This window comes from Eggerthella lenta DSM 2243, assembly GCF_000024265.1.
GTDB classification, from domain to species: Bacteria; Actinomycetota; Coriobacteriia; order Coriobacteriales; family Eggerthellaceae; genus Eggerthella; species Eggerthella lenta.
The window spans coordinates 97,361-122,510 of the sequence record NC_013204.1 but is presented as its reverse complement, the minus strand read 5'-3'; the positions used below and the strand labels follow the sequence as shown (position 1 = coordinate 122,510).

General features: G+C 62.3%; 22 protein-coding genes and 3 tRNA genes. 14 read left to right on the top strand and 11 right to left on the bottom strand.

The annotated features are described in order from the left end of the window. Positions 1-62 precede the first annotated feature (62 nt). Positions 63-153 (top strand) — tRNA-Ser (locus tag ELEN_RS00500). Positions 154-184: 31 nt separating this feature from the next. On the opposite strand, the gene ELEN_RS00495 is transcribed toward ELEN_RS00500, so the two are convergent. The 6 genes from ELEN_RS00495 to ELEN_RS00470 all read right to left on the bottom strand — a co-directional run bounded on the left by ELEN_RS00495 (position 185) and on the right by ELEN_RS00470 (position 5,911). Further along, positions 185-550 (bottom strand): hypothetical protein, encoded by a 366-nt coding sequence (locus ELEN_RS00495; RefSeq protein WP_009305672.1) that lies wholly within the window; start codon positions 548-550, stop codon positions 185-187. Between the two features lie 108 nt (positions 551-658). Continuing rightward, the gene (locus ELEN_RS00490) at positions 659-2,641 is read right to left on the bottom strand and encodes a hybrid sensor histidine kinase/response regulator (protein WP_015759811.1); all 1,983 of its coding nucleotides are present in this window, start codon (positions 2,639-2,641) and stop codon (positions 659-661) included. Positions 2,642-2,806: 165 nt separating this feature from the next. Next, entirely contained in the window at positions 2,807-3,361 is a 555-nt protein-coding gene (locus ELEN_RS00485) for a LemA family protein (protein WP_009305668.1), read from the bottom strand. Positions 3,362-3,486: 125 nt separating this feature from the next. Continuing rightward, entirely contained in the window at positions 3,487-4,488 is a 1,002-nt protein-coding gene (gene ispE, locus ELEN_RS00480) for a 4-(cytidine 5'-diphospho)-2-C-methyl-D-erythritol kinase (RefSeq protein WP_009305667.1), read from the bottom strand. Further along, positions 4,485-4,988 (bottom strand): nucleoside deaminase, encoded by a 504-nt coding sequence (locus ELEN_RS00475; RefSeq protein WP_009305665.1) that lies wholly within the window; start codon positions 4,986-4,988, stop codon positions 4,485-4,487. Before ELEN_RS00475 ends, ispE begins: the two co-directional genes overlap by 4 nt. Before the next feature lie 8 nt (positions 4,989-4,996). Further along, positions 4,997-5,911, bottom strand: a complete 915-nt coding sequence (locus tag ELEN_RS00470) for a LysR family transcriptional regulator (protein WP_009607744.1) — start codon at positions 5,909-5,911, stop codon at positions 4,997-4,999. A 353-nt stretch (positions 5,912-6,264) separates the two neighbouring features. On the opposite strand from ELEN_RS00470, the gene ELEN_RS00465 reads away from it, so the two are divergent. Further along, positions 6,265-7,770, top strand: a complete 1,506-nt coding sequence (locus tag ELEN_RS00465; protein ID WP_227110570.1) for an FAD-dependent oxidoreductase — start codon at positions 6,265-6,267, stop codon at positions 7,768-7,770. A 139-nt stretch (positions 7,771-7,909) separates the two neighbouring features. Continuing rightward, positions 7,910-7,997 (top strand) — tRNA-Ser (locus tag ELEN_RS00460). A gap of 685 nt (positions 7,998-8,682) precedes the next feature. Here ELEN_RS00460 and ELEN_RS00455 read toward each other — a convergent pair. After that, on the bottom strand, positions 8,683-10,029 hold the full coding sequence (locus ELEN_RS00455) for a citrate/2-methylcitrate synthase (RefSeq protein WP_009305662.1): 1,347 nt from the start codon (positions 10,027-10,029) through the stop codon (positions 8,683-8,685). A 363-nt stretch (positions 10,030-10,392) separates the two neighbouring features. On the opposite strand from ELEN_RS00455, the gene ELEN_RS00450 reads away from it, so the two are divergent. Both ELEN_RS00450 and ELEN_RS00445 read left to right on the top strand, forming a co-directional pair. After that, on the top strand, positions 10,393-11,979 hold the full coding sequence (locus tag ELEN_RS00450; RefSeq protein ID WP_015759810.1) for an ABC transporter permease/substrate-binding protein: 1,587 nt from the start codon (positions 10,393-10,395) through the stop codon (positions 11,977-11,979). 1 nt (position 11,980) lies between these two features. Further along, complete coding sequence (locus ELEN_RS00445) at positions 11,981-12,748, top strand: ATP-binding cassette domain-containing protein (protein ID WP_015759809.1); 768 nt, start codon at positions 11,981-11,983, stop codon at positions 12,746-12,748. Between the two features lie 392 nt (positions 12,749-13,140). Here the strand turns inward: ELEN_RS00445 and ELEN_RS00440 are convergent, their stop codons facing one another. Further along, positions 13,141-14,154, bottom strand: coding sequence for a DUF559 domain-containing protein (locus ELEN_RS00440; RefSeq protein ID WP_015759808.1), 1,014 nt, complete (start codon positions 14,152-14,154; stop codon positions 13,141-13,143). A gap of 136 nt (positions 14,155-14,290) precedes the next feature. Between ELEN_RS00440 and ELEN_RS16080 the strand changes: the two genes are divergently transcribed. From ELEN_RS16080 to ELEN_RS00425, 4 genes are all read left to right on the top strand, one after another. Continuing rightward, on the top strand, positions 14,291-14,554 hold the full coding sequence (locus tag ELEN_RS16080; RefSeq protein ID WP_143924727.1) for a hypothetical protein: 264 nt from the start codon (positions 14,291-14,293) through the stop codon (positions 14,552-14,554). Between the two features lie 74 nt (positions 14,555-14,628). Further along, a complete protein-coding gene (locus tag ELEN_RS00435) occupies positions 14,629-15,264 on the top strand; it encodes a TetR/AcrR family transcriptional regulator (RefSeq protein ID WP_015759807.1) in 636 nt (211 codons plus the stop codon). Positions 15,265-15,306: 42 nt separating this feature from the next. Next, positions 15,307-16,224, top strand: a complete 918-nt coding sequence (locus ELEN_RS00430; protein ID WP_015759806.1) for an ABC transporter ATP-binding protein — start codon at positions 15,307-15,309, stop codon at positions 16,222-16,224. Further along, complete coding sequence (locus ELEN_RS00425; RefSeq protein WP_015759805.1) at positions 16,217-17,014, top strand: ABC transporter permease subunit; 798 nt, start codon at positions 16,217-16,219, stop codon at positions 17,012-17,014. Before ELEN_RS00430 ends, ELEN_RS00425 begins: the two co-directional genes overlap by 8 nt. 57 nt (positions 17,015-17,071) lie before the next feature. Here ELEN_RS00425 and ELEN_RS00420 read toward each other — a convergent pair whose 3' ends face one another. Continuing rightward, positions 17,072-17,500 carry a protease inhibitor I42 family protein gene (locus ELEN_RS00420; RefSeq protein WP_035584435.1) on the bottom strand — a complete coding sequence of 143 codons (429 nt, stop codon included), beginning with the start codon at positions 17,498-17,500 and terminating at the stop codon, positions 17,072-17,074. A 52-nt stretch (positions 17,501-17,552) separates the two neighbouring features. After that, positions 17,553-18,164, bottom strand: a complete 612-nt coding sequence (locus ELEN_RS00415; protein WP_015759803.1) for a protease inhibitor I42 family protein — start codon at positions 18,162-18,164, stop codon at positions 17,553-17,555. A gap of 311 nt (positions 18,165-18,475) precedes the next feature. On the opposite strand from ELEN_RS00415, the gene ELEN_RS00410 reads away from it, so the two are divergent. The 3 genes from ELEN_RS00410 to ELEN_RS00400 all read left to right on the top strand — a co-directional run bounded on the left by ELEN_RS00410 (position 18,476) and on the right by ELEN_RS00400 (position 21,488). Beyond that, a tRNA-Arg gene (locus ELEN_RS00410) sits at positions 18,476-18,552 on the top strand. 235 nt (positions 18,553-18,787) lie between these two features. Next, on the top strand, positions 18,788-20,167 hold the full coding sequence (locus ELEN_RS00405; protein WP_015759802.1) for a magnesium transporter MgtE N-terminal domain-containing protein: 1,380 nt from the start codon (positions 18,788-18,790) through the stop codon (positions 20,165-20,167). Between the two features lie 4 nt (positions 20,168-20,171). Next, positions 20,172-21,488, top strand: coding sequence for an Nramp family divalent metal transporter (locus ELEN_RS00400; RefSeq protein WP_015759801.1), 1,317 nt, complete (start codon positions 20,172-20,174; stop codon positions 21,486-21,488). Positions 21,489-21,541: 53 nt separating this feature from the next. On the opposite strand, the gene ELEN_RS00395 is transcribed toward ELEN_RS00400, so the two are convergent. Then, positions 21,542-22,018 carry an RrF2 family transcriptional regulator gene (locus ELEN_RS00395; protein WP_009608991.1) on the bottom strand — a complete coding sequence of 159 codons (477 nt, stop codon included), beginning with the start codon at positions 22,016-22,018 and terminating at the stop codon, positions 21,542-21,544. Between the two features lie 319 nt (positions 22,019-22,337). On the opposite strand from ELEN_RS00395, the gene ELEN_RS00390 reads away from it, so the two are divergent. Beyond that, positions 22,338-23,171, top strand: a complete 834-nt coding sequence (locus ELEN_RS00390; protein ID WP_229065564.1) for a 5-formyltetrahydrofolate cyclo-ligase — start codon at positions 22,338-22,340, stop codon at positions 23,169-23,171. A 317-nt stretch (positions 23,172-23,488) separates the two neighbouring features. Further along, entirely contained in the window at positions 23,489-24,922 is a 1,434-nt protein-coding gene (locus ELEN_RS00385) for a helix-turn-helix transcriptional regulator (RefSeq protein ID WP_015759799.1), read from the top strand. Positions 24,923-25,150 lie beyond the last annotated feature (228 nt).

Sequence of the window (25,150 nt, the reverse complement as noted above, 5' to 3'; positions counted from 1 at the left end):
TCATGCTCCTTGCAACTTGGAGGTGGTCACGGTATCATAGCAAACCGCACCTATTATACCGCGGAGAGCTGACCGAGAGGCCGAAGGTGCTCGCCTGCTAAGCGAGTACACCCCAAAAGGGTGTCTGGGGTTCGAATCCCCAGCTCTCCGCCACCGCATTTCAAACCCTCGTAAGAGGGTTTTCCTATTTCTTCCGCCAACGCCTGACACGGGAACCCGGAGTCGTCGTCTTCGCGGCCTTGATGCGGTACGCGGGGTTGTGGCGCAAAAACACCGCGCGGCATATCCGCGTCGCCGCAAGCCCGATAAGAGCCGTCAACAAAAAGCTGAACGACAGATCGAACACGGCTCCGTTGCGCTCGAGCCACGCGTAGGCGCACACCAGCAGGAAGAACGCCGAAACGGCGCCCGTGATAGCCGTGAATATCCTGATGAGCAGCTCTTTCGCTCGGTTCGGGGAATAGCGCCATGCGGCCACGATGTATACGATTGCCGCCACCACGGCCAACACGATAAGCATCGGGACGATGCGCAACAGTCGAGCGAACACGGAAAGTGCTCCTTTCCCAGGTCGGGATGCACGGGCATCCGGCAGCTTGCGTTGTCCGCATCATACCAGACCGGCGCGCGTTGCTCTCATATCATCGAGAAGAGCCATCTATTCGTCGATCTTAGCGTCGACGAACGTCGCAAACAGGTGGCACACCTCGCTTTTCCCGATGGGCTTCACGGCGAATCCGTCCATCCCGGCGTCGAGCGCGCGGCGGCGATCCTCCTCGTAGGCGTTCGCCGTGGTGGCGATGATAGGCGGCCGTGCGCGACCTGCTTCCCGGTAGCGTTCGACAACGAGTCGCGCCGCCTCGAGGCCGTCCATGCCGGGCATCTGGATATCCATGAACACGAGGTCGAAGCGCCCTTCGGGCGCGCCTTCAAGCAGATCGAGCACATCCAGGCCGTTCCAGGCGCGCTCGACCGTGGCGCCCGTCGAAGCGATGATCTCCTCCGCTATCTCGCCGATGATCTCGTTGTCTTCCGCAAGCAGCACGTGCACATGCTGCCAGGAGCATGACACCGCCGAAACCGCAGCATCCGAGCGCTCGGCCTCGATGGACTCCTCCAACTGCAGTTTGCACGCATCCCCTTCGCAAGCTTCGAACGGCAGCACCAACGTGAAACGCGATCCGCGCCCTCGCTCGCTTTGCACCTGTACGGTACCGCCCATGAGGTCGGCGAGGTTCTTAACGATGGACAAGCCCAGACCAGTCCCCTCCACCGATAAGCGCGTAGGCACCTCCTCGCGCTCGAACGGGTCGAACAAACGCGACATGAACTCTTTCGACATGCCTATGCCGTCATCTTCCACGATGAAGCGGATCAGGCGAATACACATATCGAAGCCGTCATGGCTGGTCGGCTCAAGCGAAAGACCGTGCTGGGCGGCATATTCCACGCGCTCGTCGCCCCTCAGCTCCTCGACGGCAAGGCTTACCGTCCCGCTCGGCTCGGTGTACTTGACGGCGTTGCCAAGCAGGTTGATGAGCACCTGGTTCACGTGCATCTCGTCACCCAGCACAAGCCCCTCTTCGACGTCGACGCGCAACACCGAGAACGTCAGATGCTTCGAATCGGCTTGCGGACGCACGATGGACCCGAGCGTTTCCACGACGACATGCAGGTCGAACGGCTTGCAGCACAGGTTGATTTGACCGCTTTCGATTTTGCTCATATCCAGCACGTCGTTCACGAGATTGAGCAGGTGATGCGACGACAGCTGCACTTTGTCGAAGCATTCCTTCACGCGATCGCGCTCGTCGATATGCTCGACGGCTATATCGACGAGTCCCATGATGGCCGTGAGAGGCGTCCGGATGTCGTGCGACACGTTCGACAGGAAGCGCGACTTCGCTTCGCTGGCATCCTGCGCCTTCTCCATCGCGCACCGCAGGCTTTCCTGCAGCTCGCGCTCTTGCCGGTTCTTGCGCTTGATCACCGCGAGGAACAGCACCAGCGCCACCATCACGGCCGTCATAAGCACCGACGCCGTGAACATGGTATCCTGGCGGGTTTTGCCGACCGCCTTGTACAACTGGTCGAAAGAACGGGCGGCGGCGGATATGATGGCCTGGTTGTCTTCCAGCATCCGATCGATGCGCGGGTCGATTTCACTCGCCAGAAAAGCGGCAACCGCCTCGTCGTCTGCGTCGCTCAAGCTGAGGGCGATAAGCCGATCCTGCAACTCGCTGAACTCCTCGTAGTTGCTTACCAGGTCCTTTACTTTCTCGGGATTGCCGTGATGGCGCTGTTCAACCACCCTGAACGCTGTGCGCAGGTTTTCGTCGATGGAGGCGAACTCCGTTTTAACGCTTGCGACGGTCTCCGGCGTGCGCGCGAACGCTAAGCGGTTGTCCAGCGTTCGCACTTGCATGAGCAGCGTTTCGGCTCGACCTGCCGCAACGGTGACCGCGTAGGGATGTTCCTTGAGATCCTCGGTTTTCGTATCGATGGCGTTCATATTCACCAACAGAACCGCGTAGAACGACACGAGCAGCGCCATGAGCGCAAGCGCCGCGATAAGATAGACCGGGTCGGAATCGAGCACGCGACCGAATCGATCGTGCTTCCGCGATGAAACCTTCTTCATGAAGCCGCTCCGATAGACGGGCGCAGGATCCACGGCGGCAAGACGCCTCTCAGCGAAGCTAGCGCGCACGGCCGCCAGCACGAGGCGCCAAGATAGCGCAGCGAACCCTACGCAAAATAGTTTTCGACGAGCGCCGCGCAGAGACGCGACGCTCGTTGAACTTGGCTAGAACTGCACCTTGGGAGCGACTTCCGCGCCCGCCGTCGCGTCGAAGCTATCGCGCTGCTTGAAGCCCATCATGCCCGCGATGAGCACTGCAGGGAACGTCTGGATCGCAGTGTTGTACTTCATGACGGTGTCGTTGAAGCTTTGGCGCATGTAGCTGATCTTGTCTTCAGTGTTGGACAGCTCTGCTTGAAGCTGCTGGAAGTTCGTGTTCGCCTTGAGGTCGGGGTAGGCCTCCGCGACGGCAAACAGGTTCTTCAGCGCACCGGTGAGGAAGCCGTCGGCCTGCATCTTGCCTTCGGGCGTAGGCGCGTTCATGACGGCGGTGCGAGCCTTGGTAACCTCCTCGAGAGTGCCGCTTTCGTGGGCAGCATAGCCTTTGACGGTCTCGACGAGGTTCGGGATGAGGTCGAGACGGCGCTGCAACTGCACGTCGATCTGCGCCCAGGCGTTATCCACCATGTTGCGGAGCTTGACGAGGTTGTTGTATAGCCCGATCACGGCCACAACCAGCACGACGACGATGACGAGGATGATGATCAATGGGATGCTCATAGCTCTCCTTTGCTGTTACGTGGCTAGCATTCTACCATCGTGCATGCCATTCAGGAAATCCGCTACCGATTGGTAAACCGAATCGTAACACTTAGATTTCGCGAATGCATCGGGCTGCCGAAATTTCAGCGGTTCGGCACCACGGCCGCACGCGCCGAGCCAAACATGGTAGCACGCGCCCACCAGCCGCGCATGCGCGCCTCGGCGGCCACGCGACCTGCATCGGCGAACGTGGCGCACTGCATGAACACGGCCGACCCGCTGCCCGACATGAGCACGCGCTGCACGTCGGCGCGCTCGCTAGCCCACAAGCGGATGTCCACGAGCGCCGGAAGCAGGTGCTCGGAAACGGGCACGAGGTTGTTGCGCAGCGGCACGTCGGCGGCGCGCTGGGCTTCGAGGGCTGCTTCGCGATCGGCCTCGGAAATGGCCGTGGGATGCTCGTCGAACGCGCGGTACGCGGCAGCCGTGGACACGCCGCCCTCGGGCTTCACGAGCACGACGTTGCCGTTCATGGGCGCAAGGGCATGGTCGAACGCATCGCCCACGCCCGTGAAGCAAGCGCAGCCGCCATGCAGGAAGAACGCCACGTCGGCACCCAGGCTTCGTGCTGCTTCCTCGATACGCGGATCGTCGGCAGGCACGCCCCACAAGTGCGCAGCGCCCAGCAGCGCCGCGGCGGCGTCGGAGGAGCCGCCGCCCAAACCGGCCTCGGCGGGGATGTGCTTCTCGAGGCAGGCGACCACCGTCTCGTCAGCCGTGCGTCCCAATTTTTCAGCCAGCAAGCGCACGGCCTTCGCCACGATGTTGCTCTCCACGGGCACATCGAGCATCGCGAGCCCTTCGCGCGCAACGCACGAGAGATCGACGGATAGACCTTCTCCGCGTCCCGGCGCCAGCTTCATGCGTAAAACGTCGTGCAGCATGAGCGCATGCATGATGCTGACGGCCTCGTGATAGCCGTCCGCGCGCTTCGCGCCGATGTCGAGGAACAGATTCACTTTCGCCGGTGCCACCAGCTTGACGGCATCGGGGCCGGCGAAGCCCGCGATGTCCACGCCCTGCGCGATGCGAGCCACGGCCAGCATGTCTACGGCGTTTTCGCCGTTCTTGCTCGGTTGCGTCATTTCGATTCCATTCGTTTCTTGCGCTTGCGCGCGAAGAAGCTGCGCAGCAGCTCGGCGCATTCATCGCCCAGAACGCCAGAGACAGCTTCGAAGGTGTGGTTGAGGCGCTCGTCTGCGTTGACCGCGTACAGCGTGCCGAGAGCGCCCGCCTTCGGGTCGGCCGCGCCGTACACGCAGCGGTCGACGCGCGCTTGATGCATAAGGCCCGCGCACATCACACACGGCTCCAGCGTCACGTACACCGTGCAGCCGGTTAACCGCCACACGCCCAAACGCTCGGCCGCCTGCTTGAGCGCGATGAACTCGGCATGCCCCGCCGGATCCTGCGTAGTCTCGCGCAGGTTGCACGCGCGCGCGATCACCTGCGGCTCGGCCAAGGGGCGGCGCGTTCCAGGATCGATGGGCTCGTATACGACAACGGCCCCGATGGGGACTTCGTCCAGTTCTTCGGCGCGGCGCGCTTCCTCGATTGCCATGCGCATGTAGTCTTCATCGGTCATGTCGCTTATTATATGCCAAAATACGCATCGAGTTCGCTTTCCTTGCCGTACGGCGCTAGCAGATGACGCGCCACCGCACGCGCCATAGGGCGTAGCGCAGGGGCGAACACCAGCATAGAGTCCATCTCGATGGGCGCATTGATCAGCGGTCTCATGCAAACCTGATCGGTGACCAGCATTTTTGCGTACTCGGTTTGAATAATAAAGCAGCCTTTGCTGATTGAAACCTGAGCCAACATAAGGTTCTTGTCATGCATAAGCAACGTCATGTTGATGCCGTATTTTCGAAACGTCGCCTCGTACAGCCTGCCTTTGCAAGGGCTCGTCTGGATGACCGTCTTCCCCCTCAAATCAGTCTCGAAGTCGATGAACCTCTTGCGCGACAACGGGTCGCTGGCCGACAGCAAGACCGACAAACCGTCGTCGCATAGCTTTATTGAGGGCAATCCCAAATCATCAGGAGGCTTTATGGAAAACGCAAGCTCCAGCTCCCCTTCCGCTATAGCTTTCCAGAATGCATCATGGTCGCCGTCGACCACTTCGATCTTTACGCGCGGATCATCTTGGAAGCTCGCCAGCAACCCTCGCTTCTGGCTGTACCCCACGTACATGCTGAGCAAACCCACGCGCACCAGCTCGGAATCCGTTTGGCTAACCGAACGGATATCGGCAACGCACGCATCCCACAGCCGACCCTCTTCGTGCAGATAACGGAGAAGGATCCTGCCCGCCGCCGTCAGCTCGACGCCCTTCTTGCCACGGACGAAAAGCTGCGCGCCTAGTTGGCTTTCGAGGCTCTTCATGCTCTTCGACAAACCTTGCCGCGAAAGGTAAAGCGACTGCGCGGCTCGAGTGATGCTGCCCTCCGAGCACAGCGTGCAAAAATACCTTTTCTGATCGACATCCATACGAAACTTTGCCATGGTTGTTCCCCTCGCCTATGGCCTTCGCGCGTCCCCTCGACCGCTCCCGACAAGTGACGACGCGGTCGGATCCCCCTTTTCTCAGTATAGACAAAACGACTGCGCTTGAAGCCTACAAAGTTGCGCTCCTCATCGCAAGATAAGTCGATGCGCATGACGTACACCCTTTTGACCTGGTATTACCGATATACGTCGACTTCTAGTTGACGCTTCATGGCATATAAGAGTTTCTTTTCGCACCCGCACGGTCAAACGTATAGTGCTCCAAGAGCGGGCCGGGATGCCCGCACCGTTACAGGAAGGGGATTGTCATGGGAAATCTGACACGCAGGGACCTTTTGAAGGGCTTGGGGTTGGGATCGGTCGTGCTTGCCTCGGGAGGCGCGCTCGCCGCTTGCTCGCCCAACGAGAACGAGACCGGGGGCGCAGCAAAAACCTCGTCGCAAGGTAGCAGCTATCAATTCGCTAAGCGCAAGAGCGACATCGCCGGCATGACGCAAACCGAAACCGACGTGCTGGTCATCGGCGGAGGCGGAGCGGGCCTGTGCGCCGCGCTCAGCGCTGCCGAGCAAGGCGCGCAAGTGACATTGTGCGAGAAGACAAGCGTTCTGGGCGGAGCCACCATGCTTTCAAGCGGCAAGATTCCCGCCGTAGGCACTCAGCAGCAAATGGACATGGGCGAAAACGACAGCGTGGACGCATGCGTTATGGACATCATGCGTCCGAACAACTACAGCGTTCGACCCGACCTAGTGCGCACCGTGACCGAACAATCAAAAGACATCGTCGAGTGGACCGAGAAGCACGGCGCGGTGTGGACCATCGACCAAGCGCTGTATTACGGTCAGACTGCGCACCGCATGCATACCACCGCCGATGCCGGCAAGGGACTGACCGATGCGCTCGTCGCAAGCATGAGCGCCAACGACGCAATCACGCAGATGCTGTCATGCGAAATGCAGGGACTGGTGCTCGCGGACGATAGCGACGACGTCGTAGGCGCTTACGGCAAAATGGGCAAGGACGAGCTGGCCATCCTGGCAAAGAACACCGTCCTTGCATCGAGCGGGTTCGCCAACAACCCCGACATGCTGGCGCAATACTGCCCCGAGGCCGTTGATGCTTTCAAAATGGTGGCGCCAGGAGCTACCGGCGAAGGCATCCTCTGGGCGCAAGAGCTGGGCGCGAACCTCCAGAACATGGGCGCTTACCAAGGCCATGCGTTTCACGGAGTAGACAACGGCAAAACGCTTGAACAAGGCATTGCGAACAACGGCGGCATCATGGTGAACCAAGAAGGCAACCGCTTCGCCAACGAATACACCGGCTATTCCGAACTGTCCCCTCATGTCATAGCGCAATCCGACAACATCGCCTACCTATGCTTCACCGACGCGCAGGTAGCGAAGAGCGCGAAATACGCTGAGTGGGAAGCGGAGGGCATCGTAATGAAAGGTGCATCCAGTGCCGAGCTGGCCGCCGCCATCGGGACGGACGCCGCGACGCTGGAAAAGACGATCACAGAGTATCAGGCCGCCATCGAAAAGGGCGAGGATAAATTCAACCGATCCCATCTGCCGGAAAGCTTCGATGGCCCGTATTACGCAGTGAAGGTTACAGGCGAGATTCGCCATACGCAGGGCGGCATGGCAACCGATCTAGCAGGTCACGTGCTGCGCGCAGACAAGAGCCTGATCAAGGGATTATATGCAGCTGGCGGCTGCACCGAAGGATTCTCCTCACGCGGAGGTGCAGCCTACATGAGCGGCAACGGCCTCATTCAGGCACTCGTCTTCGGCAAGATAGCCGGAGCCGCCGCCGCAACTGAAAGCCCCGAGAGCGCAACCATCGTGGAATGAGCCGAAAGCGCAAAGGACGCTTACGAGCAGCCGACACGGACGAGCGATGCGGCTTCGTGCGATGCGCGGTCAATTTCTTGTCGCATTGCGATTGACTGCATGATATCCTAAACGTTGCGCACACGCGCAAACCCCATGCGGAGGCGTGGCCGAGTGGTTGAAGGCGGCAGTCTTGAAAACTGTTAAGCCGCAAGGCTTCGTGGGTTCAAATCCTACCGCCTCCGCCAGAAACGCAGCGCGCCCGGAACCAGCTGGTTCCGGGCGCTTTTCTTTGTTCGGTCCTGCCTTCCGGCTTGAACTCCCTGCTCACGAGCGAATGTTTCACGTGAAACATTCGGGAGGCGGCCGCTTCGCGCGCATGGAGCCGGCTTCGGCCGTGCATGATCGGGCAGCTCATGCGCAGCAAAATCGCCGGTTTGGCAGACTGAGCCCTTCTCCGTCCATAAAGGGAAACACGCGACCTGGCGTTTTACCGGCAGGCACGGCGCCGAGCGTCCTCAAACTGCGCTGAAACCAGGAAAAGACTGCCAAAAACTCGATTTTGCTGCAGAAGGCTGCGCAAAAAACGTCCATGAGCCGCGAGCGCCGGCGAACCGGACGGAGCACGGTAAGGGACCAGGCCCTTTCGTGGCGGAGCGGACGAAACGCAGCGAGGGGCTTGGGCGCCTTCGTGGCGGAGCGATCTCAGGAGACAGCGAAGAACTCGGGCACTGCAGCGAGGCGGGCGAATCTTTCGCAAAAAGAAACGCGCTCCCCACCCGCTAGGGAAAGGAGCACGTTGTTCATTAGAGTGCGTTCGGTCGTGAATGTTTCACGTGAAACATTCGTTCGCGGCGCAATGTCGAACGATCCGACACCCGGCCGCACAGGCGCCGCGCGAACAGGCGACCCGAGCCGACGGCCGCCCCGCCCCTAGCGTTCGCTCATGGGAACGTAATCGCGCTTGCCGCTGCGAATGGACTTGTACGCAGGACGGATGATGCGCTTGCCGGAGACGATCTCCTCGAAGCGGTGCGCAGCCCAGCCGGACATGCGCGCGCACGCGAACAGCGGCGTGAACAGATCCTCGGGAATGCCCATCATCGAGTACACGAAGCCCGAATACATGTCGATGTTCGCACACATGTCCTTGCTGGTGCCCTTTTCACGCAGAATCACCTCGGGCGCCAGGCGCTCGATGCTTTCCAGCAGACGATACTCGGCCTCGAACTCCGTGCCCACGGCCAGCTTCTCGGCGAACTGCTTGCAGATGATGGCGCGCGGGTCGGACTTCGTGTACACCGCATGCCCCATGCCGTACACGAGACCCGTCTTGTCGAAAGCCTCCTTGTTGACAATCTTCGCCAGGTAATCGGCCACCTGGCCCTCGTCGGACCAGTCGGCTACGTTCTGCTTGATCTCCTGCTGCATAGCTAGCACCTGATGGTTCGCGCCACCATGCTTCGACCCCTTGAGCGAACCGATAGCGCCGGCGTACGTGGAGTACGGATCGGTGTCGGACGAGGTCAGCACGCGCGTGGCAAACGTGGAGTTGTTGCCGCCGCCATGCTCGGCATGCAGGCACAGCATGATGTCCAGCATGCGCGCTTCCTCAGCCGTGAACTGGCGATCGGGACGCAGCATGGACAGGATGGTCTCGGCCGTGGACTGACCGGGAATGAAGCGATGCATGATCATGGAGCCGTTGTTGTAGCGAGCCTGCTTCGCGTAGTAGGTCAGCACCATGATGCGCGGCAGACGCGAGATCAGCGAGATGGCGGTGTGGATCTCGTGATGAGCCGAACGATCCTCGGCGTCCGCGTCGTAGGCGTACAGCAGCAGGATGGTGCGCTGCAGCATGTTCATGATGTCGGGCGGGGTGTCGCGCATGATCATGGAGGCAGTGAAGCCGTCGGGCAGTTCGCGTTCGGCATCGAGCGCGGCGATGAAGCGGTCGAGCTGCTCCTGTGTGGGCAGCTCGCCCATGAGCAGCAGGTACGCCACCTCCTCGAAGTTGAAGCGGCGATCGGCCACGCTGGTGTCCAGCAGGTCGTACACGTCGTAGCCGCGATAGCGCAGCATACCCTCGTCGGCTACCTTCTCGCCGTCTGAGACCACGTAGCCGTGAACGTTGGCGATGTTCGTAAGACCTGCGATGACGCCCGTGCCGTCGGCGTTGCGCAGGCCGCGCTTCACGTCGAACTGGTCGTAGCTCGCGGTTTCGATGGTGTTGATCGCCTTGAAGTTCTCGTACAGAGCGATCTGGCTTTCAGTTGCCATGGCGCATCCTTCCTGCCGCGCGAGCGCGGCCCCTCTTCCGAAATACCATGCTGCACGCGATGACCGCCCTTGAAACACGCGGTCTCTGGTGGATATGGCGAATGGGAAAATACGTCTCTCTTTATTATGATAAAGCGCAGCGACCCGCTGCGCAATCAATGCATGCCAGTCACCCGGCGAAAACCACAGGCAGTACCCGGGAATCCACCGTCTCGTGGCGATTAGGTAACACGACCGCCTTGCCGCGCCCAAGCACCGACACTTGATTACAATGTTGACGAAGTCTGTAGGATTTAACCATGCAGTCCGCATCTCAACCCTCGACGTAGCGTCCGTCACCACGTGCGAAAGCGAGGATTCCTCTTGATTCTGACCGAAACCCTGGCCTTGCTCGTTGAAAAACGCGATTGGTTTTTCGAGCTCCTTCTGCAGCATATCGGCATCTCGCTCATATCCATTGCACTGGCGGCGCTCATCGGACTGTCGCTGGGAATCGCCATCGCCACATGGAGGCGAGGGGCGAAGCCCGTGCTTGCGCTGGTCAATTTCGTGTACACCATCCCATCCATTGCGCTGTTCGGCTTCCTCATCCCCATCACGGGCATCGGCGACCCTACCGCCATCGTGGCGCTCACCGTGTACGCGCTGCTGCCGATGGTGCGCAACACCTACACCGGCCTCACCACCATCGACCCTGCCATCATCGAGGCGGCGCGCGGCATGGGCTCCACCGACCGCCAGCTGCTGTACCGTATCGAACTGCCGCTGGCCGCGCCCGTCATCATGAGCGGCATCCGCAACATGGCCACCATGACCATCGCGCTGGCCGGCATCGCCACGTTCATCGGCGCAGGCGGCTTGGGCGTGGCCATCTTCCGCGGCATCACGACGTACAACCTGGCCATGACCCTGGCGGGCAGCGTGCTGATCGCGCTGCTGGCCATCGTGGTGGACCTGCTGCTGGGCTTAGCCGAGAAGTCCACACGACGCCACCTGGAGCCTTCGAACGCCCGGCGACGGAAGCGTTCCGGCGCGCGACGGGTTTCGCGTCGCAAGCTGGCCCCGGCCGTCGCGGCGGGCGCGGCCGTGGTGCTGATAGCGGGCGGGGCCTTCGCGTTCGCGAACCGCGGCGGCGGAGAGAACGTGGTGAACATCGCCACGAAGCCCATGACCGAGCAGTACATCCTCGGCGAGATGCTGAACACGCTGATCGAGCACGATACCGACCTCAAGGTGGAGCTCACGCAGGGCGTGGGCGGCGGCACGTCGAACATCGAGCCCGGCATGGAGAAGGGCGACTTCGACCTCTACCCCGAGTACACGGGAACGGGATGGAACGCCGTCCTCAAGCACGACGACACCTACGACGAGTCGATGTTCGACACGATGCAGCAGGAATACGAATCGCAGCTAGGCCTCACCTGGGTGGGCATGTACGGGTTCAACAACACGTACGGCCTCGCTGTGAGCCGCGACGCGGCCGAGCGCTACAACCTGCGCACGTATTCTGACCTGGCGGGCGCAGCGGGCGGCCTGACGCTGGGCGCCGAGCCCGACTTCTTCGACCGGCAGGACGGCTACCCCGGATTGCAGCAAGCCTACGGCATGAACTTCGGCACCACGAGAGACATGGACATCAGCTTGAAGTACCAGGCGCTGTTCGAGGGCCAGGTGGATGCCATCGTCGTGTCCACCACCGACGGGCAGGTGGCCGACGAGCGCCTCGTGGTGCTGGAGGACGACCGGCACTTCTATCCGTCGTATCTTTGCGGCAACGTCGTGCGACAGGACGCGCTGGAAAAGCACCCCGAGCTGCGCGGCGAGCTGCTGAAGCTGCAAGGGGCCATCACCGATGCCGATATGGCGCGCATGAACAACGAAGTGGAGACGCAAGGGCAGGAGCCGAAAGCAGTGGCCGACGCGTTCCTGGCCGAGAAGGGGCTGATGTAGCATGGACGGCATGCAGCAGACCGGCACGCCCGCCGTTGCGTTCGAGCACGTCAGCAAGCGATTCGGCGATGCCGTCGCCGTGGACGACGCGAACCTCGACATCGACGAAGGCGCGTTCGTCACCATCATCGGCAGCTCGGGCTGCGGCAAGACCACGCTGTTGAAAATGGTGAACGCGCTGGCGATGCCCGACGATGGACGCGTGCTGGTGCACGGGAAGGACACGAGCGGCGTCAACCCCATCGAGCTGCGCCGAAACATCGGCTACGCCATCCAAGGCAGCGTGCTGTTTCCCCACCTCACCGTGGAGCAGAACATCGCGTACGTGCCCTCGCTGCTGAACAGCGGCGACGAGGGTCGCACCGAAGAGGCCGTCGCGAAATGGATGGACATCATCGGGTTGCCGCACGACATCATGGATCGCTATCCCGCCGAGCTGTCGGGCGGACAGGCGCAGCGCGTCGGCATCGCCCGCGCGTTGGCGGCCAGCCCCGACATCCTGCTGGCCGACGAGCCGTTCAGCGCCGTGGACGCCATCACCCGCGCCAGCCTGCAGGACGAGGTCAAGCGCATCCATCGGCAGACGGGCATCACCGTGCTGTTCGTGACGCACGACATCGACGAGGCACTCGACCTGGGCGACAAGGTGCTGGTGATGGAGGCCGGCCGCGCCGTGCAGTTCGCCGAGCCGTGCGACATCCTGCGCAACCCCGCCACCGAGTTCGTCGACCGCCTGGTTACGCGCAAGCGCACCGTGTACGCACGGTAGCGCGCCGCCCCAGATAGCCGCCCTCAGCGAGAAAGCCGTCCCGAGTCGAGGGAGCCGCCCCTCCCACCACTATCCCGAGCCGGTCCTTGCACGCCGGAAGGGCCCTCGATGGCAAAATACCATCGAATTCGGAAGTCTCAAGGGAGGCGAAGGCAACCGTCTTGAAAGACAGGGACGACCGTGTCGTAAAACGCCTGGTCAACAAGGTACTGAAAACGCCGCGCTTCGTAGCCTTCGATCAATCCGTTTTGTGGTTTCCGAATTCGGCCACTTTTCGCCAAAAGCACCGGGGTTCGCTGCACCGCCGTACCCCCGCACTCAGCTCAAGGTGGCTCGCTGCACAGCCGCACCCGACCAGAAGCGCACCGCCGGCATCGCAATTCGCCACCCGATCAGATCGCCTCCTCGTATCCCACGGGCAGCCCGAGCCGCCTTCTCAGGCGCAGCTTGCGGGCATGCCAGTCGGAGACGTTCGTTCGCAGGCGCTTGCCGAGGTGACGACGAATCGCTTCAGCCACCGCATCGGTAGCCGCAAGGCTGTTCAGCTCGTCATTGGTGACGCCGAGCACTGTCCAGCCCATGGCCGCCAACGCGTTAGCCCTTCTCGAATCCCGGATGCGGCTGAGTTCGCCTTCGTGATTCTCCCTGCTTTGATACTCCACGTCGAGCCTCGCTTCTGGCCAGCAGAGATCGCAGCGAAAGCTTTTCTTCCCGGAAATCGCGCGCGCCGCCGGACTTGCGATCACCTCGTAGTTCATGCGGGGAAAGCCCATGCCGTAACCTCCGCGGAAAGGACTGAATCCCAGGACAAGCGCGAATTTCGTCTCGCGCGACGATGCGGACCCGTCCACGAGAAACGGAAGAATACGCGCGACCTTCTGCGCACCGCCGAGCGAGCTGTTGCACGCTACGTAGTCGCGCAAAGCCCGAACGCTTGTCAGCGGCTCGACATCGTATCCAACCGAAACGCCAGTACGCCTCGTCTGATACGACCCGCACAACTCCCACCCCAACTCAAGCAGCGAAACCTCGTTGCGGATCCGCGTTGCCATTTGAATGAATGCAAGCTCAGGCTTGCTGAAGAACACGTCATCGCCCAATCGAAAGAACGAGGAACGCGAGAAGCCCCTCGTGCACACATGAGGAACGCAAAGCTCCCCCGCCCGACCGTTCGGCGTGCTCGCCAGCACGTGACTAGGCCTTTCGAACCTCAGACCCAGATGATCCCCTTCTATGCGCTCAAGCGCCGAGCTGAGCTCTTTGGTGCGCGGGGCGCGCTCGGGGATGCTTGGTTTTCCGCTCCTCACCGAAGCTAGCTCGCAGGGTTGGGCCATGCGCAGCATCTGCAAGGCCGTGATGTATCCGAAAACGATACGTGATTGCGAGGCACGTGCGATCTTCTGCACAAGACCCCCTTATTTGCCCTGGGCGGAGAGGATCTTGCAGACGTGGTAGGGGAAGACGAGGGCATCGCTTCCAGCAATGGGCTACTCGAACGATGGAGAGCGCCTGCACTGGCTCTGTAGTGAGGCTGATTCTATCATGATCGGGCAGTTCATGGCAGCAGCAGTGGCAATAGTTGGTCGAATTCGGAAAAAGAAAAAACCGGGAAAGAGCCGGCAGTTTTCGCGAGCTGGGGTTTTTGCTGCGCCTTGGGCGCTTGCCGAAAGCGCAGGGGCGATCGCGAACGTGCAGGCTTCCGAATTCGCACACTATTTGCCAAAAGACAATTCCGACTTGCAAGGACAGAAAAAAAAAAGGGGGGGGGTCGACCTGGCAAAAAATCTTCCTCGCGTCCCCTTCTAAAAAATAGTCAACGGGGTAGCATGGTCTTCGATCCGTTGACCGGCCGGTCAACGGCGGCAGGAAAGGAGGCGGCAATGGACGACCGACATGCGAAATTCGAGAGCCTTCCCGAAGAGCGGCGCGAGGCCATCGTCAGCGCCGCCGTGGAAACGTTCGGCAAGAACGATTACAAGAACGCCTCGACCGAGACGATCGCGCGCAGGGCAGGCATCTCGAAGGGCCTTCTGTTCTTCTACTTCAAGAACAAGAAGGAGCTGTACCTGTACCTCATGGAGCATCTGATGGAAAAGGTGTCCAACCTGGTGCTGGACGAGGGGTATTGGGAGATCGACGACTTCTTCGAACTGCTCGTCTACGCGGCGGAAACCAAGTCCAAGGTGCTGAGCAAGTTTCCCTACCTGCTGGAGTTCTCCATCCGGGCCTTCTACCCGGAGCACAAGGACATAAAGGATACGATGGACAGCTGGACGCAGCGACAACTCGACTTTATGTTCACGACGTACTTCAAGAACGTGCGGTTTGACCGGTTCCGCGACGACATCGATCCGAAGTACGTGCTCAACATGCTGATTTGGCTGGCCGACGGCTATCTGCACCAACAGCAAGCGCTGCATCAACGCATCGATTTGGACGCCATGATGGACGAGATGTACCGCTGGTGCGACATGCTGAAAGCCTATTCGTACAAAGAAGAGTACCGGGGACGATGAGATAGCAACCCCGTCCCTTTGTCTCATTAAGGAGGAATACCGATGAGCGACCCCGTGATCGAACTCAAGGGGCTCAAGAAAGACTACGGCAACGGCCGCGGCGTGTTCGACGTGTCGTTCTCCGTGGAACGCGGCGAGGTGTTCGGCTTCCTGGGGCCGAACGGCGCCGGGAAAACCGTGACCATGCGCAACCTCATGGGCTTCATTCGGCCTGATGAGGGCACCGTGAGCATCGACGGCCTGAACTGCTTCAGCCAGCGCAGCCGCATCCAGGAGCGCCTGGGCTACCTGCCGGGCGAGATCGCCTGCATGGACGAGATGACTGGCGCGGCCTTCCTGGAATTCATGGCGCGCATGAAGAAGCTGCGCGACCGCACGCGCATGAACCAGCTGGTCGAGTACTTCGAGCTGGACCCCGCACGGCGCATCCGCAAGATGTCGAAGGGCACGAAGCAGAAGGTGGGCCTGGTGTGCGCATTCATGACCTCGCCCGACATCGTCCTGCTGGACGAACCCACCAGCGGCCTCGACCCCCTCATGCAAAGCCGCTTCATCGACCTCGTGCTTGAGGAGAAGCGCCGCGGCGCCACCATCCTGCTTTCGTCGCACCTGTTCGACGAAGTGGAGCGCACGTGCGACCGCGTCGCATTCATCCGCGCGGGCAGGATGGCCGCCGTCGAGCGCATGGACGACGTGCGGAAGAGCCGCAAGCGCGTGTTCGCGGTGACGTTCGCCGACGAGGCCGCGCGCGACCGCTTCGCGCAGGCGCATCCCGACGCGCGGAAACAGGGCGCGGCCAGCGTGGAGGCAGCTGTGGCCGGCAACCCCGACGCGTTCGTAAAGGACTTGGCCGCCTACGACATCGTCGATCTCGCCGCGCGCGAGCAAACGCTGGAAGAGCTGTTCATGCACCTGTACGGCACGACGAACCAGGTGGAGAAAGGAGGCTCTCATGAATAGAGCCTTGTTCGCCAAAGAGCTGCGCGCGAACCTGTTCGTCAGCCTCATCATCGCGGCGGTGCTGGCCATGTACATCGGCGTGATCGTCAGCATGTACGATCCGGAGCTGGGAGAAAGCCTGGATGCCATGATGCAGAGCATGCCCGAGATGTTTGCGGCGTTCGGCATGTCGGTACAGGCCACCACCCTCATCGACTTCATGCTGAACTACCTGTACGGGTTCTTGCTGACCATCTTCATCCTCGTGCTCATCCTGATCGTGGCGAACAAGCTGATGGTGCGCTACCTCGATCGCAGCGCCATGGCGTATCTGCTGGCTACGCCGAACAGCCGCACGCGCATCGCGCTAACCATGGTGGGCGTGATGGTGACCATTCTGGTGGCGCTCATGGCGGTGGTCACGGCGCTCGAAGTGGGTTTCGCCGAGGCGCTGTTCCCGGGCGAGCTGGATATGCAGGCGCTGATGCAGGTGAATGCGGGATTGCTGGCCCTGTGGCTGGCGATGGCCGGGTTGTGCTTCCTGTCCGCATGTCTGTTTTCGAACGCGACGGCAGCCCTGTGGGTGGGAGGCGGTCTGAACATCCTGTTCTTCCTCATGCAGATGATATCGCAGGTGGGCGACAAGTTCGAGTTCCTGAAGAACGTCAACCCGCTGACGCTGTTCGACTACTACGGCCTGGCCGCGGGCGACGCGTCAGCCGTCGGCGGCGCGATCGCGCTGGCCGTTGGCGCGGTGGCGCTGTTCGCCGTGGCGGTTGCGGCCTTCGATCGGCGCGACCTCAGCATTTAGAGCAGTCCGCACGAGAAAGGGCGGGAACGGCGCTCGGCCGTCCCCGCCCTTTGATGTTTACGCCTGCTCTTCAACCTGCGTGAACGCGCCGTTTTCAACCGTCGCATGCAGCACGACGCTCTTGTCGCTGTCCGACGCCTCCCACGACCGCGCATACGTGAACGTAAGCGTAGCCTCGCCCGAGCCGTCGGCTTTGAAGTTGAACGTGTGCACGCCGCCTTCGCCCGTCTTGGGCTGGGCGCCGTCGCTCGCGGGGACGAACTCGTCGCCGTCGGGCTGCACGGCCGAGCCGTCGATCTGGAAGGTCCACTCGTACCCCGTCGTGGGGTTCGCGTCCAGCTTGACCACAAGGTTGCTCTGGCTGAACTCCGCCGACCCTTCGGCGATCTGGACCTCGGATCCCGGCGCAGCGGAGCATCCGACGGCGAACGCGACGAAAGCCGCCATGCATGCTCCTGCTATCGCGAGTTTCAGACGAGCTTTCATCGCGCACTCCTTCCGAGCGGTTTCGCTTTCCCGCAGTATAGCGGGAGGCGCGCTACTCCTGCACGCTCACGTCCGTGAACGTGCCGTTCTGCACCGTGGCCTTCACTACGATGGTGGTCTTCACATCGTTGGCATTCGACGTGTTCGCCAGTTTCATCGTGATGGTGGACTCGCCGTTGTTCTGGTCGTCGGCCAGGAACCCGAACGCGTGCATGCCGGCCGCGCCCACGACGTCCTGGGAGTTCTGATCGTTGAAGCCGGAGGACGGCAGGTCGGCGTCGGTGTCCTTCAGCACGGTGTTGCCGTTAACCTCGGCCGTCCACTGGTACTGGACGTCGGCATTCGAGTCCAGCAGCACGAGCATGTCGCTCTGGGAATAGGCAACCCAGCCGTTCGGAACCTTGAGGACGGTGCCTTCGCCGATGCTGCTGCCGTCGCCCATCTGGTTGCCGTTGTTGTTATTGTTGTTGTCGTTGCCGTTGTTGTCGGCGTTGTCGCCGTTGTTCCCGCCGCCATTGTCGTTGTTCTCGGTGGCAGGGTTGGCGTTGTCGCCTCCGTTGTCGTTGTTGCCCGCGTTGTCGCTTGAGCAGCCGGCAACGGCGAACAGCGCCAGCACCAGAGCGGCAAGCACGCCGATCATCGACCATTTCGCAGTCTTCGTCATAACAGCCTCGCTTTCTTCGTTGGATTCAAGACGCGTTCCGCCTCATCCTAGCCACGCGCACGCACGAAGAGGCCGGGCATGCCCGCTTGTAATCGCCCCGCAATGCGGGCGAATGTTTCACGTGAAACATCGACGCGCACCGGAAGCGCCCCGTACTCGGCGCAGTGCATGACGAACAGGCGGCCTTCGTCCGACTTTTTTCTCGTTTCGCCAGTTCAAACACCTATTTCGCGCACTATTCCCAAAAAGTCTGAAAAAGTCGTTGACAGCATGGGGCAATACCGGCATAATAACTTTTGCTGTTTCGACGTGCGCCGTTACCTCAGCTGGATAGAGGGACTGACTACGAATCAGTACGTCGGGGGTTCGAATCCCTCACGGCGCACCATTTCAGCTTCTAATTCCGCAACGACTGGCAGCAGCACGTGCGGATTTTTTATTGGTCAGGGAAAGGAACGTACTTGAAGGTTCGAAAATCGAAGCCTCACAGTAAGTAGTTCTTCCTTCGTCTTCCCTTACGTCGGCAGTCGAAGGAACGACTGCGGCGGCTCATGGCTTGACACACATTTTGCATTGCGCGCGACGCGCGCGTCTTTGCACACGGTATCATGAGGTGTACGGCCATGGGCATGACAGTAAGGGATACCACCATGCTCTACCTCTCTCAAATGATGGGGAAACCCGTCGTGGACATCCAGGGCGAGAAGATCGGCACCATCTCCGACCTCGCCATCTCCACCGGCGAAGTGTTCCCGCGCATCACCAGCCTGGCCTTCCAGGGGCCCGGCAAGGTTCCGTTCATGATCTCGTGGCGCAAGTACGTCGACACGTTCGACGAGGACGGGATCACCCTCAACGCCGAGGCGCACGACATCCGCTTCAGCTATCTGCAACCTGACGAAGTTCTGCTGGCGCGCGACCTGCTGAACCGTCAGATCGTGGATACGCAAGGCCTGAAAGTGGTGCGCGTCAACGACCTCAAGCTGTCCGTTTCGGGCTCGCAGCTGCGCCTGCTGGGCGCCGAAGTGGGCGTGCGCGGCATCCTGCGCGGACTGGCCTCCTGGCTGGAGCGCGCCGTGGTGGCCGTGGCGAAGGTGTTCGGCAAGAAGATCGACGAGCAGATCATCGCCTGGAACTACATGGACCTGCTCGATCGCGACCTGTCCGAAGTGCAGCTGTCCGTCACGCACAAGCGCCTGGACGAGCTGCACCCCGCCGACGTGGCCGACATCCTGGAGCAGCTGGACCCCCAGCAGCGCGCCAACGTGTTCCAGCACCTGGACGACGCGCAGGCCACCGAGGCCATCTCCGAGATGGACGACGAGTACCAGGCCGACTTCATCGAAGACCTCGACGACGCCCGCGCCGCCGGCCTCTTGGGCGACATGGACCCGGACGACGCGGCCGACATCGTGCGCGACCTGTCGTACGAGAAAGCCGAGACGCTGCTGCGCCTCATGGGCGTGGAGGACGCCACCGAGATCCGCCGCCTGCTGGGCTACAAGGACGGCACGGCCGGCGGCATGATGACCACGCAGTTCGTGGCCGTGAAGGCCGACAACACCGTGGGCGAGACCATCGAGGTGCTGCGCGAGCTGGACGACGACCACCCCACCGTGCATTACGTGTACGTGCTGAACGACTACGACGAGTTCGTGGGCGTGCTGAGCTTGCGCACCCTCGTGCTCACCGACGACGCGCGGCCCGTGCGCGACGTGATGTTCGACGACGTGATCTCCGCGACGCCGGACGAGACCGAGGAGGACGTGGCGGCCGACATCTTCAAGTACGAGCTGCCCGCCATGCCCGTGGTGGACGAGCACGGCGTGCTGCTGGGCATCGTCACGGTCGACGACGCGTGGGACGCCATCGAAGAGGACGTGAGCGGCGACAAGACGAAGGCCACCCTGCTCAAGGTGCTGGGCGGCCTCGTGGCGTCCATCCTGTTCCTAGCGCTGTACACGCTGGTGCTGCTGCAGATCATCGGCTACGCCGGGAGGTAGCGCCATGATGATGAAGAAGAACGAGAAGCTCGAGCTGCGCGACGTCGCCGTCGACGCGGCCGAGTCGACCGAGCTCGTCGAGGTTCCCGAGAAGAAGCAGCCCAAGAAGATCTGGCTGCTGCTGGCAGCGCTGGGCCCCGGCATCGTCACGGCCATGGCCGGCAACGACGCGGGCGGCATCTCCACCTATTCCACCGTGGGCGCGAAGTTCGGCTTCGCCACGCTGTGGGTCATCCCCATCATGTGCGTGCTGCTGATCGTGGTGGAGATGACGGCCGCGCGCATGGGCGCCGTCACCGGCAAGGGCTTCGCCGCGCTCATCCGCGAGCGCTTCGGCATCCGCCTGACCGCGCTGGCCATGCTGGCGCTGCTCATCGGCAACGTGGCCACCACGTTCTCCGAGTTCGCCGGCATCGCCAGCGGCATGGAGATGTTCGGTGTGTCGAAGTACCTGGCCGTGCCCGTGGCCGCCGTGGCCGTGTGGCTTCTGGTGGTGGGCGGCAGCTACAAGCGCGTGGAGAAGGTGTTTCTCATCCTGTCGCTGGTGTTCGTCACCTACATCGTGGCGGCGTTCATGGCCGAGCCGAACTGGGAAGAGGCGCTGACCAGCACCGTCGTGCCGCGCATCGTGAACGACCAGAGCTTCGTGTCGCTGGTCATCGCGATGATCGGCACCACCATCGCGCCGTGGATGATGTTCTTCAACCAGAGCAACGTCGTGGAAAAGGGCGTGTCGGTGAAGGACCTGTTCTCGCAGAAGGTCGACGTGATCGCGGGCACCATCGCCGCGTGCCTCGTGGCCTGGTTCATCATCGTGACCACGGGATCGGTGCTGTTCCCGCAGGGAATCGAGATCGAGTCGGCCGCCGACGCGGCGCGCGCGCTGGCGCCGTTCGCCGGGCACTACGCCGAAGCGCTGTTCGCCATCGGGCTGATCGCCGCGTCGTTCTTGGCGGCCTGCGTGCTGCCGTTGACCACGGCGTTCGTTATCTGCGAGGCCTTCGGCTGGGAGGCGGGCGTTTCGTTCAAGTGGAAAGAGGCGCCGCTGTTCAAGAGCATCTTCACGTTCGTGATCGCGTTCTCTGCCGTGGTGGTGCTGGTGCCGAACATCGACCTCATGGGCGTGATGCTGACCGCCCAGTTCGTGAACGGCCTGGTGCTGCCGGTGCTGCTGGTGTTCATGGCCATCATCGCCGCGGACAAGCGGGTTATGGGCGCGTACCGTTCGCGCATCGTGTCGCGCGTGCTGATCTGGGTCACCGTGGGCATCGTTACCGTGCTCACCGCCGTGCTGCTGGTGATGCAGGTGCTGGGCATCTAGACGCCTCGGCGGCGGCGCGGCGAAAAGAGCGCAGCCGCCGGGCTGCGTCGACGCTACTTGACGGCGTCGAGCAGGCGGCGGCTTTCTTCCTGCAGTCGTTCGGCCAAAAACGTGCGGCTGTTGTCGCCGTTGCGGGCGCAGTCGAGCAGCATCTGCACCGTCAAGCTGGACAGATAGGCGTCCATGCTCTCTTCGATGAGATCGTAGACCTGCTTGATCTCCTGCACCATCGCGCCGCCCTTGCGCGCATCGCGCTTCGCGCGCGTGGACTGCTTCGCATCGTCGTCGAGCGCTTCCATGATCTCCAGCACGTTCGTGTCGGCCGGATCCTTCGCCAGGCGATAGCCGCCGTGCTTGCCCGGACGGGCCTCGATGATGCCTGCGTTGCGCAACAGCTGCGCCAGCTGGATGAGGTAGTCGCGCGGAATGGACATGTCCTCCGCGATATCTTTCGAGGAGCAGGTGGTACCTTGCGCAGCCAAGTACAAGATGGCGCGCATACCGTAATCGGTGGATGCCTTGAGTTGCACTGCTGTCTCCTTACTCTATGTCGCCCGGCATGCATGATGCCTGGTGAGCGACCTACTTATATATGCTTGGTAGTCAATTTCTCCTTAGAAAACAACAAACGACGCATACGCAGCGTCGTTTGAGGTGGTGCACCCCTTGCGACTGCGAGGGAGAGCTATCTAAGGTGGTCCGAGTGTACCCAATGCAAAACGATTATAGCAAGGTCAATGATGGGTTTGCAGGTCAAATCGAATGGAAACGGTTACGTTTGCGCTAACTCCCCACACCTCCGCCATTATCGTGCAACGGCGCCGTTACGTCGATGCTATACTGCGGCCTATGGAGACGAAAAAACAACTGCGCTCGCGCGTGCTGGCTCGTCGCGATGCGCTTCCGGAAGAGGTGCGTGCGCGCAAGAGCGCGGCGATATGCGCGCGGTTGGAGCAGGTGCTGGCGGAAGCGCTGGCGGGCGCGGAAGGTGCGGGGACGGCGCAGGTTTCGGCCGAGGGGACGTCGCGCGCGGATGCGACGGGCGGGAGCGCGGTTCCCACTGTGGCCGTGTTCGCGTCGATGCGCAGCGAGGTGGACACGCGGCCGTTCGTCGAGGCGGCGTACGCGCGCGGCTGGGACGTGTGCTTCCCCTGCATGGTGCGCGAGGAGCCTGCGGCGGGCGGGTCGCGGGCGGCGGGTCGCGCGGGCGCGGACGAAGCAGGCGGGTCGCCGGTGCCGAGCGAGCCGCGGGCGGGAGACGCGCCGCGAATGCCGAGCGGATCGCGGGCAGCGGGCGAGGCGAGCGAACGGCGGGCAGCGGGCGAAACGGGCGACACGAGCGGGTCGCCTCTGATGCGATTCTACCGCGTGGCGCGCGAGCAGCTGGACGCGGCCGCAGCGGGGTTCCTTGGCGCGCCCCTGCGCTGCCTTGCCTGCGAAGCGCTGGAGCGTGACGGGTTCCAGGCCGTCGATCCCGAGGAGCTCGACGCCGTGGTGGTGCCGCTGGTCGCCTTCGACGATGCCGGACGGCGCCTGGGCTACGGCGGCGGCAACTACGACCAGCTGCTCCCCCGCTTGCGCGCCGATGCCGCCGTGGTCGGCATCGCCTTCGACGAGCAGCGCGTGAAAACCGTCCCCTGCGAGCCCCACGACATCGCCCTGCCCCGCGTAGTGAGCGGGTAGCGCGCCCATCGCCCTAACCTCGCACGGCGAAACTGGGCGCAGGCGCCGCAGCGCGCAGATCGACGCGGAAGCGCTCGATCAAGGAAGCGCAATTTGCAGTGGGCACGAAAACGCCTGGCGCGCTTCTTCCGCAGCCCGAATGTTTCACGTGAAACATTCGTTCGCTTCAATGTCCGACAGGGTCGCATGATCGCGGCGGTGCGAGCAGCGAGTGTTTCACGTGAAACATCTGTGCGGTTCTGCTCGGCTTCGCAGAGCGCGGCGGGCGCGGGTGCGTTATAGTGGGGCGCGACTGTTTCGCAAGCAAAGGGGAAACGATGAACGCGCACGCATCTGACAAAACGCGAATCCTCGCCCTCGCGGCGGTGGCCACGCTCGGGTTCGGCCTGCTGCAGGGCGCGCGGCTGCTCGACCTCAACACGGGGCCCTACAGCCCCAGCCCCTACGCCCTGGTAGGCCTCGCGGCCGACGGGCTCACGTTCCTCGTCGTCGCCGTCCTCTCCTACCTCGGGCGCATCGACCGGGCGAAGCCGCTGTTCGTCGCGGCCGTCGTCGTCAGCTCGATCTACGCCGTGCTCGTTGCGTCGGGCAACACAAACGATATCGCGCTTATCGCCATGCAGGTGACGGCGGGCATGGGCTGGTCGCTGTCCATCCTCTGCTGGATGGAAGTGTTCACCAGCTACCGGCCGCGGCTCTCGCTTCCCCTGATCGCCGTCGCGTACCTCATTGATACGCTGCTTCCGCCGCTGACCAGTTCGCTGTTCCCAGGCGGGCGCAGCATCATGCTGCTGGCGTCGTTCGTCCTGTCCACCGCCGCGCTGCTGTGGTGCCTGCGCAACAACGCGTTCGTCGCCCAGCAGATGAAGGAATCCGTCGCACCCGCAACCTCCATGGCCGAGGCGCTTTCGCGCACGAAGCGCGCGGTCGCAGGGACGTTCGCGTTCTCGCTGATCTGCGGGTTCGTGATAGAGCTCGACATCCACAACAACCTGCAGTACGCGCAGACCGACCTCACCGGCCTGTTCGGGATCATCGCGGCCGTGGCCATGCTGGCCGTGCTGCTGGTGGCGAAGCCGCGCAAGGCGAACATCGACTACATCACGCCCATCACCGCGTTGTGCCTGGTCACCATCTTGCTGTACCGCAGCCTCAACGTCGCCGACGGGCACGTGGCCGGATCGCTGATGACCGCGTTCCTCATCTCGTTCTACGTGCTGCTGTGGCTCATGTTCATCAGCGAGGCGAACGAGCGGAAGCTGCCGGCGTTCTTCCTGCTGGGCTTGGCCTTGGGCGTCGCGAGGCTGTCGGTGGCGCTGGGGCGCTTCGCGGCGCAGACGCTGTTGGAGCAAACCGGCGTCGATCCGCAGCTCGCGCTCGTCGGCTCGGTGTGGCTGCTGGTGGCCACGCTGGCGCTCATGTTCTGCAGCTACCTTCGCTATGCGTCGAAGCGGGATGCGGTCGGCGATGCGAGCGCCCCCGAGGAAGCGGCGGCCGTCCCGCTGGCGCACCTGTCGGCAGGCGATGCGCTCGTGCAGATGAAGGGCACCTACGAGCTGACGAACCGCGAGTTCGAAGTGATCGAGGAGTTTGCGGCGGGACGCAGCGCCCGGGCCATCGCCGAGCGTTTCACGCTGTCGGAGCACACGGTGAAAACCCACCTGCGCCACGCTTACGCGAAGATGGACGTGCACTCGCGCCAGGAATTGCTCGACCTCATAGAGGAGACGAGCGCCGCCAAGAAGAGTTAGCCCTTTTCGTTGGCAACCCCATCGGGGAGGGGGTGACGCCGTCGCGAGGGCAAAGCCCGCAACGAATCCGTAATCGAACGAATGTTTCACGTGAAACATTCGTCGCGCTCGGTGCCGCGACAAGCGCGTGCGGATCTCTATCGTCCTATGGGACGATAGAGCGGGGATTTTCGACGCATGCTTGACGGCGGGCAAACGCAAGCGCAGGCCGGGGAGGGGGTCCGGCCT